This window comes from Pseudobutyrivibrio sp. MD2005 (genome assembly GCF_000621865.1).
Taxonomy (GTDB): Bacteria; Bacillota; Clostridia; order Lachnospirales; family Lachnospiraceae; genus Pseudobutyrivibrio.
The window spans coordinates 1-12,636 of record NZ_JHXE01000009.1 but is presented as its reverse complement, the minus strand read 5'-3'; the positions used below and the strand labels follow the sequence as shown (position 1 = coordinate 12,636).

12 protein-coding genes are annotated in these 12,636 nt (G+C 39.9%); 1 reads left to right on the top strand and 11 read right to left on the bottom strand.

Going from position 1 to position 12,636, the window contains the following annotated elements:
• Window positions 1-42: 42 nt before the first annotated feature.
• The 9 genes from T498_RS0102955 to T498_RS0102915 all read right to left on the bottom strand — a co-directional run bounded on the left by T498_RS0102955 (window position 43) and on the right by T498_RS0102915 (window position 10,183).
• Window positions 43-1,623, bottom strand: coding sequence for a DUF5722 domain-containing protein (locus T498_RS0102955; protein ID WP_028234633.1), 1,581 nt, complete (start codon window positions 1,621-1,623; stop codon window positions 43-45).
• A gap of 94 nt (window positions 1,624-1,717) precedes the next feature.
• Window positions 1,718-2,062, bottom strand: a complete 345-nt coding sequence (locus tag T498_RS0102950) for an EamA family transporter (RefSeq protein ID WP_036977713.1) — start codon at window positions 2,060-2,062, stop codon at window positions 1,718-1,720.
• Complete coding sequence (locus tag T498_RS14655; RefSeq protein WP_036977711.1) at window positions 2,055-2,447, bottom strand: DMT family transporter; 393 nt, start codon at window positions 2,445-2,447, stop codon at window positions 2,055-2,057. The genes T498_RS0102950 and T498_RS14655 overlap by 8 nt, the downstream gene beginning before the upstream one ends.
• Before the next feature lie 14 nt (window positions 2,448-2,461).
• The gene (locus T498_RS0102940; RefSeq protein WP_028234631.1) at window positions 2,462-3,499 is read right to left on the bottom strand and encodes a glycosyltransferase; all 1,038 of its coding nucleotides are present in this window, start codon (window positions 3,497-3,499) and stop codon (window positions 2,462-2,464) included.
• A gap of 16 nt (window positions 3,500-3,515) precedes the next feature.
• Window positions 3,516-4,670: a non-hydrolyzing UDP-N-acetylglucosamine 2-epimerase gene (gene wecB / locus T498_RS0102935; RefSeq protein WP_028234630.1), complete on the bottom strand. Its 1,155-nt coding sequence runs from the start codon at window positions 4,668-4,670 to the stop codon at window positions 3,516-3,518.
• Between the two features lie 55 nt (window positions 4,671-4,725).
• Window positions 4,726-5,946: a polysaccharide biosynthesis C-terminal domain-containing protein gene (locus tag T498_RS0102930; RefSeq protein WP_028234629.1), complete on the bottom strand. Its 1,221-nt coding sequence runs from the start codon at window positions 5,944-5,946 to the stop codon at window positions 4,726-4,728.
• A gap of 70 nt (window positions 5,947-6,016) precedes the next feature.
• Window positions 6,017-7,072 (bottom strand): polysaccharide biosynthesis protein, encoded by a 1,056-nt coding sequence (locus T498_RS0102925; RefSeq protein ID WP_028234628.1) that lies wholly within the window; start codon window positions 7,070-7,072, stop codon window positions 6,017-6,019.
• A gap of 32 nt (window positions 7,073-7,104) precedes the next feature.
• Entirely contained in the window at window positions 7,105-9,054 is a 1,950-nt protein-coding gene (locus tag T498_RS0102920; protein WP_028234627.1) for a polysaccharide biosynthesis protein, read from the bottom strand.
• Between the two features lie 19 nt (window positions 9,055-9,073).
• The gene (locus T498_RS0102915; RefSeq protein ID WP_028234626.1) at window positions 9,074-10,183 is read right to left on the bottom strand and encodes a hypothetical protein; all 1,110 of its coding nucleotides are present in this window, start codon (window positions 10,181-10,183) and stop codon (window positions 9,074-9,076) included.
• A 182-nt stretch (window positions 10,184-10,365) separates the two neighbouring features.
• Here T498_RS0102915 and T498_RS0102910 point away from each other — a divergent pair, with 182 nt between their 5' ends.
• A complete protein-coding gene (locus tag T498_RS0102910; protein ID WP_036977710.1) occupies window positions 10,366-10,866 on the top strand; it encodes a TspO/MBR family protein in 501 nt (166 codons plus the stop codon).
• Window positions 10,867-10,920: 54 nt separating this feature from the next.
• Here the strand turns inward: T498_RS0102910 and T498_RS0102905 are convergent, their stop codons facing one another.
• On the bottom strand, window positions 10,921-11,415 hold the full coding sequence (locus tag T498_RS0102905) for a pyridoxamine 5'-phosphate oxidase family protein (RefSeq protein WP_028234624.1): 495 nt from the start codon (window positions 11,413-11,415) through the stop codon (window positions 10,921-10,923).
• 59 nt (window positions 11,416-11,474) lie between these two features.
• A complete protein-coding gene (locus T498_RS16085) occupies window positions 11,475-12,284 on the bottom strand; it encodes a hypothetical protein (protein WP_051524553.1) in 810 nt (269 codons plus the stop codon).
• Between the last annotated feature and the right edge of the window lie 352 nt (window positions 12,285-12,636).

Sequence of the window (12,636 nt, the reverse complement as noted above, 5' to 3'; positions counted from 1 at the left end):
GCGTCAGAGATTCACTCTGACGCTTATTATTATATCACACTATTATCTAGGTGCCAAAATTGAATTGAAATCAACTCCAGCGATTGCGCTAGCCTGTGCAATGATATCTGGGCTTTCAGCATTCTGATAGAATGAGTATGCCATCTTGCTGTGGTTGCTTGTATCAAGCAGCCCGTTTGCTAAGCCCTGTGGCATTTCGATAACAGGATCGTCCTTTTCACGGGATAGGATGATTCCATCGATGTGGCTATTGTTGTTTGCAACCAATATCGCAAATACGATAGCTGCTGCCTGCTGATCTTCACCAGACATTGATGTGTAACCTTGCTCTGAAAGCTTCACACTTCTAACTGCACCTGTAGGTGAGATGAAATCTGGCTGGCTAAGGAAATCTGTAACCACATCTATATTGTAAACTGAAACGAACTTTGTAGCCTGGCTTCTTTGAACATTGCCATTTGGAGCCCAGGCAACAGCAGAAGTAAGTGGATAATTGTATGCATGGAAAGCAAGTCTCCAATCAATATTACCCTGGCTTCTGATTTTATTATTAAATGCTGTAAGGAATGATCTTGCACCGTAAACACCGCCCTGGCTGAAGCCCCACTGGTGATCTGTACAAGTGTAAACTAAAGCATTGCCGTTTTCAGATTTGATTGCGTTGTAAAGAACACGGAATGCTGCCGCATACTGATTAGCGTAAGACTCAACACTACCTGCGTTCATATAGTTCCACTGTCTCCAAGCATTTACCTCGTTACCGATGATGAAGTTATCAACGTGAGCATTCATACCGAAGTATGGGAAATAGCTCCAACGAGCTGCAAGGAACGAACCTACAGCTGCAAGTGTTTCTGCACCTTCAGCATTTGTTGCATTGAGGCCGTAGTATGTGTGAGCACCAAGACCGTCGTATGCAAGTGGATTGATGAATTCAGCCTGTGCAGCTGCATCGCAGACAAGTACGACTGAAACCTGCACTCCCTGTGAATTCAATCTGCCGATGTAATTATCGTATGCTGAAATGTATCCTGTGTTGAAATTGTATGTCTTGCCATTATATACGTAAGGTGTGCCACTACCATGAGAAATCTTTGAAAGCTCTAAGGTAACAGTAGACTGCTTTGCGCCAAGTGTAGCCATGCTACGCATACCCATGTTGGCTGAGCTGGCATCTGCCATAAGGCCCTTCTTGCCGTTTTCTACTCGCGCAGCAGAACGGCCTGCGCAAGCCTCAGGATTGGTGATAAACATACTGTTTGAAACTGGTGAAAGTGAACCAGACTTCATTACGCAAACAGTAAATTTCTTGTAAAGCATTGAAGCCTCAGTACCTTTTGCAAGAGGAACTGAAAAAGATGCGCCGGATGCTGCAGGCACCTGCGCCACATCAGCACCTACTGGTGCATTCTGATAAACATCTGATGCAACCAAATGATAAAGACCATCATCTGAAGAAGCTACTCCAGAAGTGGCAACTACAACATTGCCTCCATCGATCAGAACTCCTCCGATAGCTACACCATTTGCAGCCTCAACTGTGGTTGTAGGGATCATCACAAATGTAGTTGCTACCAACATAAGAGCAACAAAAACGCTTGCAATTTTCTTTAGAATTTGCATAACTCACACTCCTTAATCTGTTTTAGTGGATGAAACAAAGTCATCCTATCACAAATATAAGTCTTTAATGTGAAATCTAACCATAAATTGGTATTTATCTAGCTCCAAGGCTGGCGATGATAATTCCTGCAATAATTACAACCAATCCTAAACCTTTTTTCTTACTAATTTTCTCTCCAAGGAAAATCTTTCCAAGGATGGCTACCCAAATGTAGCCTGTAGCTTCAAGGATTGGGCCGATAGAAAGTGGAACCGCTCTGTAACCAAGCATTGAACAAAGCGATGCGCCAAAGAAAAATACATAAGCTCCCATAACCATAGGGTTAAGATACTCTGCAATCTTGCTTGGGTATTCCTTTTCAGCAGCCTTCTTTAAAACAATCTGAGAAACTGATGCAATGAATGTACCAGTAAGCATAATAAGTGCAAATTTAATCATTGTTATCAGCTCCCTTCTCTAAAAATTCCTGATTCTCGTCAGTAGTCTCATCACCGCTTACAACCAAGTAAACACCAAAGATTACTACAGCTGCGCCGATTAATTTAAGAGGTGTAATCTTCTCATGGAATAAGAAGTATCCCCAAATCAGACCCCAGATAGTAGTGACAGCCTTATTAGCATATGCTGTGATAAGTGGAAGATGTTTGATAACCTGCTGCCATGCAATAGCGTAAACACCAAGGATAAATACAGTAATGCTGTAGAACATTAATCCTTTTATTGATGGCATGTTTAAGGCCGCCATCTTTGAAGAAATACTACTGCATGAAATCATAAGAATGATTATATGCAAGAACACAAACCATTTAATTTTGTCTTTCATAAATAACTCCTCTGCTACTTTGTATACAAACTACGAAGTGTAGCTTTGTACTTTTCAACATTGTTTACTTCTTCAGAACGGGCAAGCTGACCTTGACGAAGTTTTTCACGCAATTCATCATCTGTTAAAACCTTAATCAATATATCTGCATATTCCTCATCATCGTCTGAAAGGAATCCGTTCACTCCATTTTTAACCAAATATTTCAAGCCGTCTGTAGGTGTGCTTACGATTGGAACGCCAAGTGCAATAGCTTCCAGAGCAACCATAGGTGTACCCTCCCAGCGGGATGTCATCACCATGATTTTGCTGTCATGGAGCATCTTGGATGGGTTGGATTGGAAGCCCATGAATGTGACATTGTCATCTAGCTTAAGAGATGTGCACAACGCCTTAATCTCCTGCTCCTCCTCTCCATTTCCTACGATACCGATTTTGATATCCGGCTTTTTATCACAGGCTATACGAAGTATAGCAAGAAGCCTTTGTATATGCTTAGGGAATGTCATTCTACCAATGAAAATAATGTCGAAATCGTAGGCTTTAGTATCTGTAGCCATACGCTTTCTCATTTCCTCTGAATCAAGCACGTTGTACAGGACAACGCTCTTATCTTTAAAATGACTATGGAATTTATATCCATTATAAGCACTGTCAGAAACCCATATTATATTCTTTGCTTTTTTTGCCGCATAAAGGTAAGCAATTGATTTGAGGGAAATCCCTCTTGAATCAAAAGCGTTGTTATGAATATGGGAAATAAGAGGAATATTTTTACATGCCCTAGCAGCAAAAAATCCAGCTCGCATATCGTGAGCATGGATAATATCTGGCTGGTACACTTCAATTGCTCTTTCCAATTCACTGACACTCATCTGCTCTATAGGGATGTATTTGATGCCTCGCTGTTCCAAGGCCACCCTAATGCCGCCCTCTGGGCTGCAGTATGCCATTTCGATATCATCGTCATTTTTGAACATGCCGATGATTTGGCATACTACATTTTCAGCGCCGGAAAATATTTGTGAACTTAAAATATGTAATATTTTCATAGAAGCTCCAATTTTATTAATACTTTCGCCATACCATTCGATCAACTACGCCAGTATAGCTTTGGATAATCTTTACTACCTTTGTAGATACATTTTCCTCTATATAATCTGGAACAGGGATACCGTAATCTCCCTCTTCGTTCATATCGATAGCTGTTGTAACTGCCTGTAAAAGTGAATGCTCATCGATTCCTGCAAGGATAAAGCAAGCTTTATCAAGTGCTTCTGGACGCTCTGTAGATGTGCGGATGCACACTGCAGGGAATGGATGACCAATGCTTGTAAAGAAGCTTGATTCCTCAGGAAGTGTACCTGAATCAGAAACTACAGCAAAGGCATTCATCTGTAAATGATTGTAATCGTGGAAACCAAGTGGCTCATGCATGCGCACACGTGGATCAAGCTTAAAGCCTGTAGCTTCAAGGCGCTTGCGTGAACGTGGATGACAGCTGTAAAGAATTGGCATATCGTACTTTTCTGCAAGCTTGTTGATAGCGGTGAAAAGAGATGTGAAATTCTTTTCTGTGTCGATGTTCTCCTCGCGATGAGCTGAAAGAAGAATGTATTTCTTTGGCTCAAGACCAAGCTTTTCAAGAACATCTGAAGCCTCGATAGCTTCAAGATTCTCATGAAGTACTTCTGCCATAGGAGAACCAGTCACATATGTACGCTCCTTTGGAAGACCGCACTCTGCAAGGTATCTGCGAGCATGCTCAGAGTATGCCATGTTAACATCTGAAATGATATCTACGATACGGCGATTAGTCTCCTCTGGAAGGCACTCGTCCTTACATCTGTTTCCAGCTTCCATGTGGAAGATTGGAATATGAAGACGCTTAGCCGCAATAGCTGAAAGACAGCTGTTTGTATCCCCAAGAATCAAAAGAGCATCTGGCTGAATCTCCACCATAAGCTCGTAGCTTCTTGCAATGATGTTTCCTACTGTCTGACCTAGATTGTCACCTACAGCTTCCATATATACGTCAGGATCATCAAGCTTGAGATCCTTGAAAAACACGCCGTTAAGATTGTAATCATAGTTCTGGCCTGTGTGGGCAAGTACACAGTCGAAGTACTTGCGGCACTTCTTAATTACCGCTGCAAGACGGATAATCTCTGGGCGTGTGCCGACTATAATTAAAAGTTTTAGTTTTCCGTTATTTTTAAACATTTTTAACCCTCATCAGTCACCTTCGGTGACAGCTTCTCCCATAGGGAGACGCCTTTTAAACTTCTTCAAAATATGTATCTGGTCTATCGGCCTCGAGCAATTCGTTGGCCCACATAAGGGTTACGAGATTCTCGGAATCAGATAGGTTGATAATGTTGTGAGTGTAGCCTGGCAACATGTGGATAGCCTGAATCTTTTCTCCAGTAACTTCGAATTCGATAACTGGATAAGGCTGACCATTTTCATCTAAGCCAACGCGACGCTGCTGAATAAGGCCGTGGCCTGAGACAACAATAAAAAACTCCCACTTAGTGTGGTGCCAATGCTGTCCCTTTGTGATACCAGGCTTACTGATATTTACTGAAAACTGACCGTGGTCAGCGGTCTTAAGAAGCTCTGTAAATGAGCCTCTGTTATCAACATTCATCTTTAAATCAAATACTGCCTTTTCCTTTGGAAGGTAGCTAAGATATGTGCTGTAAAGCTTTTTCTCAAAGCTGCCATTTGGAATGGCTGGCATCATAAGTGTGTCTGGCTGAGCCACAAAGCTATCAAGTAGCTCTACTATCTCACCTAACGTGACGTGATGAGATACTGGAACATAACAGTACTTACCGGTAGTATCCGGCACTGCCTGACCCTCCTCATCAAAATCACAGTGATGCTCGTCTCCACGAAGAGCATCTACCATTTCGTTAACTAAATCATCTATGTAAACAAGCTCTAGCTCTGTGCTAGGGTCGTTGACTGTGATGTCTAAGCCATTGGCTTTATTATTACAGAATGTAGCCACTGCAGAATTGTAGTTTGGTCTGCACCATTTTCCAAAAAGATTAGGGAATCGATAAACAAGCACCTTTGCACCTGTCTCCTCGCTATACTTAAAGAAAAGCTCCTCGCCAGCAAGCTTGCTTTTACCGTAATCACTGCCTGCATATCTGCCTAAAAGTGTGGCCTGGATTGATGATGAAAGCATAACAGGGCAAGTGTTGCCATGCTTCTTGAGTGTGTCAAGAAGTGTGCTAGCAAATCCAAAATTGCCTTCCATAAATTCAGAAGTATCCTTTGGACGATTAACACCTGCAAGATTGAAAACAAAATCGCAATCACTACAATATTTATCAAGCTCCTCTAAAGTAGAATCCTTGTCATACTCATAGATAATTATCTCATCATCTATGCCGTGAAATTTATCTCTGCCATCTGCAGCACATTTAAGAGTCTCTACCAGATTCTTTCCAACAAATCCGGCTGCGCCTGTAATTAGTACTTTCAAATCAATCTCCTATTCCACTCATTAATGTAAGCTTCGCTTACTAGACCACAAAAGTTAATTGCTGCCGCAATTATGCCTTTTGGGTCATGTCCCAATTAGCAAGCATTTCTCTAACATAATCAGTAGTCATAATCTTATCAACTGTGCCCTGTACATCAAGACGCTTTGTGTTGTGTGATGTGTAAGCATCAGAAGCCATTGTGTGAACCTGACCATCTACAAAGAACTTATCATAGTTAAGGTCACGTCCATCGGGAAGTACGCGATAGTAATCGCCCATATCTATAGAACGAACGCACTCTTCGTTTGTCATAAGTGTTTCGTAAAGCTTCTCGCCGTGGCGAGTACCGATGATCTTTGTGCCTGTGTCACCAAAGAGCTGCTGAACAGCCTTTGCCAAATCTCCGATTGTAGAAGCATCAGACTTCTGAACGAACAAATCACCTGGCTCGCCGTGCTCGAATGCAAACATAACAAGGGCAACTGCCTCATCAAGATTCATAAGGAAACGAGTCATGTTTGGATCTGTTATTGTGATTGGGTTGCCTGCTTTAATCTGGTCGATAAAAAGTGGAATAACTGAACCACGAGAACACATAACATTACCATAACGTGTACAGCAGATAGTAGTCTTGCCTGCTGCCACACGAGCATTAGCACCGATGACCTTTTCCATCATAGCCTTGCTGATTCCCATTGCGTTGATTGGGTAAGCAGCCTTGTCAGTAGAAAGGCAAACTACACGCTGAACCCCTGCATCAACAGCAGCATGAAGTACATTGTCTGTACCTTCTACATTTGTGCGAACTGCCTCCATTGGGAAGAATTCGCATGATGGCACCTGCTTTAAAGCAGCTGCGTGGAAGATGAAATCTACACCTGGCATAGCATCCTGAACAGAACGCATATTTCTAACATCGCCAATGTAAAACTTTACCTTTCCAGCAAGATCAGGATGCTCAGCCTGAAGCTGATGTCTCATGTCATCCTGCTTTTTCTCATCACGTGAGAAGATTCTGATTTCTTTCAAATCAGAATCTAAAAAATGCTTTAGCACAGTGCTCCCAAAAGAACCTGTACCACCTGTAATCATAAGTGTTTTATCTTTAAATAATTCGCAGTTCATTATTAAATAAACTCCTTCTATAACCTTTCAATTTATCCTTTAAATGTAGGAACTGTCTCTCTAATCTTTTGCACTGTTTCTGGAGCCATGTTGCTGTACGCAAGGTTCATCAAATTGCTAAGATTATTAATAAATTCATTTGAGTCAAACTTGATTGGCTCTGCAACATGAATCAAATGATTCTCTGTTTCCTTAAGACCTTCTTCGCTCATAAGCTTTTCTTCGTAAAGCTTCTCGCCTGGGCGAAGGCCAATATATTCAATCTCGATATCAACATCAGGACGAAGACCTGCAAGCTCAATCATATTGCGAGCCAAATCAAGGATTTTTACTGGCTCACCCATATCAAGTACAAAAATCTCTCCACCAGATGCATTAGCACCAGCTTTAAGCACAAGGCTTACTGCCTCTGGGATTGTCATGAAATATCTAATGATATCCTTGTGTGTAAGAGTGACTGGGCCCCCTTCCGCAATCTGCTTCTTAAATAGTGGAACAACAGAACCGTTTGAACCTAATACATTACCAAATCGAACGGCAACATATTCTGTATGGCCACTTCCTGCAGGCACTCTATCAGCCTCTTCATAATCACAATCAAGCTGATGTGTGATAAGTACAGGAAGCTTATCCTCCTGATTAGCACGTACCATATGATCGAATGTCTGGATAATCATTTCGCATATACGTTTTGTAGCACCCATAACATTTGTTGGATTAACAGCCTTATCTGTACTGATAAGTACGAAACGATCGCAGCCATATTTCATAGCAGCATAAGCTGTCTTGTAAGTACCCACAGCATTATTCTTAATTGCTTCACATGGACTATCCTCCATTAGAGGCACATGCTTGTGAGCAGCTGCATGATAGCAGATGTTTGGCTTATATGTTTCAAAAACTGAATTAATTCTGCGAGCATCACGAACTGAACCGATAAGTGTAACAAGATTTAAATCTGGATACTTCTTTTTAAGCTCAAGCTGGATATCGTAAGCGTTGTTCTCGTAGACATCAAAAATGATAAGCTGCTTTGGATGGTACTTTGCAATCTGTCTGCAAAGCTCGGAACCAATGGAACCGCCACCACCTGTAACAAGTACAACTTTACCATTAATCTGCGCAGCAACATCTTCCTGATGAAGGCTGATTGGATCACGGCCAAGAACATCTTCGATAGTGATATTCTGAAGATTTCCAGCACTAATAATACCAGCCTTTTCAGCATACATATTTGGAAGCTGCTTTATCTTACAATCTGTTTCCTTACATATATTGATGATATTACGCTTTTCACTAGGTGTAAGGCTTGCGATAGCAATATATATTTCCTTTATATCATACTGCTTAACAGCGAATAATATCTTATCGCGGCCACCGATGACCTCTACGCCGTCAATGTATCTGCCCCACTTATTTTCATTATCATCAATAATGGCAACAACTTTGGCATCATGAGCACCATTGACAAAATTAACATCACGTAGAATCATTCTTCCTGCTGAGCCAGCGCCAATAAGAAGTACATTGCTAGTTGTAGTGCCTTCAGACTTTGATTCTCTGAGCAAAAGAACGAATCTGTAAGAGAAACGAATCAGCACTCCAAAGAAAAACTGAAAGCCTATACCAAAGACGAAATATGAGATTGGCATTCTATGGACAAATGAAGTAACGAAGACTGCCTTACAAAAAATAGTGATAGCTGAAGCATACACCATCTTTTTAAGCTCGTAAAAGCTGGCAAAACGCCAAATACTTCTGTATAGTCCTAATAACCAATATATGAAAACTGTAAATACGGCGTAAGGAATAATTATCTCGTAGTATTTTTCCAAATAAGGCCACTCGATATGTGTGAACCTACAGTCAAACCTAAGCCAAAGAGCCAGGAAATACGAAAAAATAACTGAAAGAAAATCATATACTACAAGTAAATATGCAACCTTGTGCCAGTGTTTAATTCTATCTAAAATCTTGAACATTTAACATGACCTCAATTTTTTATTCAAAGATAGCGATTCCGATAACATCCACATCTCTATCGCGAAGAGACTGAAGTTCTTCTAAGAAATCATTATATCTAGTGCTTGCAACCTTAACTGCGAGAATAGCTGCATCAACACCTGCAATATCATCTGCACCATTTACACTGTGAGTAATGCTATCGATAGATTTAACTGTAGCATTAGCATTTGCTTTTGAAATCTGTGCAGCAAGCATATCTCTTTCATCTGCAAGATTTGTACCAACAAGTGCTACCGAAGAGTAATTCTTATTCTTAAGCTTTTCGATTGTAGCTGATGCATTAATCTCTACTACTTCTGAAAGTGGAGTCTTTCTAGTACTAGCAAATCTAATGCTGTTAACAAGCTTGTCTAAGCCCTTCTTTGAATCAACCTTATTCCAGTCAATCATACGAGTGTACTCTGGAACATTAACCATAGCTGAAAGATTATCTGTGTGCTTAATCTTATTATTGAAGATATAACGACAAGCAACAATCATAAAATGAAGGATGAATGCAAGGATTACAATAAGTGCAGCTTTCTTCTTTGAAGCACCTTCTGTTGTAGTTGTAACTGTTGTCTTAGATTCATCGTTCTTAGTTGCTATTGCATCTCCAACAGTTCTGTCTAATCCCATCTTTGCATCATAATAAACCTGCTGATCAGCAGTAAGAGAAGCTCTTCTAGCCTCAACGATATTTTTAGAGTTTGCAATGTAATTGAATGCTTCTGCTCTATCCTTAACTTCTAACTCATCTTTCTGAGCATCATACACTTCAATGTTTTCTACATACTCGTCATATAAAGCGATTACTTCCTCTACAGCATTGATATCCTTCTCAGAAAGGAACTTCTTTTCCATATCCTTAACTGTGAGTGTAGCAAGCTGCTCTGGAGTAAGAGTGCTTAGTGTAGCACCATCGCTAATAGTAGCCATAACATCCTTGTCTGTAACCTCTACTGTTGTAGTACCGCGGCCCATATACATATATCCGCCTGCGAGTACAACTCCAATAAGTACGCATACTAGAAGTGACTTCCAATGAGCCAACCAATCAATAAATAAATCAATTAAATCAATTTCTCTTGTGTAATTATTATTCATATTCTCGTCCTCATTCTTTATAGTTTGCATTTGGGATACATTATATCATATTTAATCAGTAAATCGAAGTAATTTTAAATTCGAGGTTATTTTCCATTATTTCCAAGCCTTTTATTTATTTTTTACATAGCTATGTTCTAATGATAATAACAACAATTTACCTTAATTGAGGAGGTGTTTTTATGGAACAAGCTCTAATCCGCCACAAAATAATCAGCAGGCTTATCCCACTCATCATTTTGCCTCTTGCTGTAGGCATTGTATCTGCCGCTCTGTCAGGCGATTCAATGCTAAAATACGGGCAAATGAACCAGCCTGCATTGGCTCCACCTGCAATAGTATTTCCAATCGCTTGGACAATACTGTATATACTGATGGGCGTTGGCAGTTACTTTCTTATGATGGCAAAGCCAGCTGATGCAGAGGATAGCAAGAGCCGTATGCTAGCGTTAATTATCTACTTTGTACAGCTGGCTTTTAACTTCGCCTGGTCATTATTCTTCTTTAATGGACAAATGTACTATTTTGCATTCGCATGGCTGCTGGTGCTATGGGCAATGATTATTCTTTTGATAGTCAAATCTACGCATGTAAGTATTGTAGCCGCTGTGATGTTCATACCATATCTGCTTTGGTGTACTTTTGCAGCCTATCTTAATTTAATAGTAGCATTACTGAATTAGTTTTCCTTGATGAAATAGGCGGCTAGGATTTGTGATATCCCCGCCGCCTATTATTTATCCTGCACTTCCTGGAAGTGGTCTTTGTTTTGCAGTTAATTCTGATACATCTATTCTCATTACAGTTACGATAGAAACCATCCTCTCATCAAACTCAAAATGGTCTTTGCCTGTCTGAGTATGCATCAGCGCTGTTAACGCTTTCATCTTTTCTTCAGAATTATCTACTATAGAAACCTGTCCATAACCAATGATAGATTCATATACCATGCCATACTGGCACGCCAATCTTCCTTCAAACGGTTCTACATTTCTTTCTAATGTAAAGCAGCAATTAGGATTCTTCTTTAGTATATCAAGCTTCTTTCCTTCATGTGCCCCATGTAAATAAATTATGTAGTGACCATCATTCTCATCTTTAATAACGCCATAATTCATTGGCACTACATAAGGCATCCCCTCATCTGCCATGCCTAAGTGCAAGTATTTGCAGCTATGAAGTATATCTTCAATGTGGTTTATATCTGTTATTTCTCTGTCACGTCGACGCATTATTACCCCTCCCTATCTGTATTCTTTCTCTTTAATATAGCATTTTGTATTATTGACTGCTATAACAACATAGTCTTTATCTTATCTTCTATATGTTCTACCTTTAAAGGCATTTTTGTTGATTCCATTGTTATAATTAAATCTCTTGCTATCTGATACCCACTCGCCTCATAATCTTGCAACTTTTTAAAATTGTTTGTTGCATAATCTAAATCCGAGACAATGCCAAGATGTTCCCAATAATATGTCTTTCTATTTCTCTTATTTAGAACTACGAAATCTGGGTATATATCATGATTTCCTTTTAGTGTTAGTAATGGTTCATACTCATATGGAACTTCATATTTATCTAGAATATCTGCAATTATCTTTTCTGATTTAGACCTCACATATTCTCCACGATTAGTTTGATAACGCCCTTTTTCCGGGTAAGGATTTTGATTTCCCGGATGCTCCATTCTCCATCTTGTAATATAAGTCTCGTCATCCTCTATTATTGGCATAACTATATCCTTTTTCATTTTTGGCATATCATTATAGAGTTTATGGACATCTGCAAGCTCTATTCCCTCAAGACACTTTATAGCTTTTTCAATGGCCTTACTCTTTTTGGCTAGCCTTCGATTCACAGCAAGCTCATAATCTCTTTGGATATTCTTGGAATATGAAGCTAATTGGTTATGCTTAATATATGTTCTTTTGCCCGTTTCCTCATTATAAAGGTAATATCGCTCATAGTTCTTTTTACAGGAAAAATGTACATGTTCATTAGAAACATTCCTGTATTTCACTATGTTTTTATTGGACTTAGCTAGCAAAGCTGCTATTCTTTCTTGTTCTTTTAATAATTCTTCCTTGATTCTGTTCATAACTCACCTTCTACTACAATATATTTATGGTTAATACCCCTTACAGCCAGTAAGGAATTATCCATCTTGTTGCTTAGCTGTATAATGGTGGAGCAATCGGTATGTCGGCCTTCCTTCTTGGACTTAGCGTCCGTTAAATAGACTGATAACCAGCTCCTCATTTGCAGCGTTCGTTTTATGCAGGTTGAACTGCCTTGGGTACGTTCGTGTCACACCACAGTAGATAGAATAGGCAATGAGTAAAACTGGTACTTATCCATTGCAATAATCTTAAGGAGTGACAAATTTATGAACGCAGTAGGTATCGATGTTTCTAAGGGAAAAAGTATGGTTGCAATCATGAGACCTTTCG

Excerpts from the sequence above, each read along its gene's own strand:
- T498_RS14655 (WP_036977711.1), bottom strand. The coding sequence starts at position 2,447 with ATGAAAGACAAAATTAAATGGTTTGTGTTCTTGCATATAATCATTCTT.
- T498_RS0102940 (WP_028234631.1), bottom strand. The coding sequence starts at position 3,499 with ATGAAAATATTACATATTTTAAGTTCACAAATATTTTCCGGCGCTGAA.
- T498_RS0102915 (WP_028234626.1), bottom strand. The coding sequence starts at position 10,183 with ATGAATAATAATTACACAAGAGAAATTGATTTAATTGATTTATTTATT.
- T498_RS0102920 (WP_028234627.1), bottom strand. The coding sequence starts at position 9,054 with ATGTTCAAGATTTTAGATAGAATTAAACACTGGCACAAGGTTGCATAT.
- T498_RS0102910 (WP_036977710.1), top strand. The coding sequence starts at position 10,366 with ATGGAACAAGCTCTAATCCGCCACAAAATAATCAGCAGGCTTATCCCA.
- T498_RS0102925 (WP_028234628.1), bottom strand. The coding sequence starts at position 7,072 with ATGAACTGCGAATTATTTAAAGATAAAACACTTATGATTACAGGTGGT.
- T498_RS0102905 (WP_028234624.1), bottom strand. The coding sequence starts at position 11,415 with ATGCGTCGACGTGACAGAGAAATAACAGATATAAACCACATTGAAGAT.
- T498_RS0102955 (WP_028234633.1), bottom strand. The coding sequence starts at position 1,623 with ATGCAAATTCTAAAGAAAATTGCAAGCGTTTTTGTTGCTCTTATGTTG.
- wecB (WP_028234630.1), bottom strand. The coding sequence starts at position 4,670 with ATGTTTAAAAATAACGGAAAACTAAAACTTTTAATTATAGTCGGCACA.
- T498_RS16085 (WP_051524553.1), bottom strand. The coding sequence starts at position 12,284 with ATGAACAGAATCAAGGAAGAATTATTAAAAGAACAAGAAAGAATAGCA.
- T498_RS0102950 (WP_036977713.1), bottom strand. The coding sequence starts at position 2,062 with ATGATTAAATTTGCACTTATTATGCTTACTGGTACATTCATTGCATCA.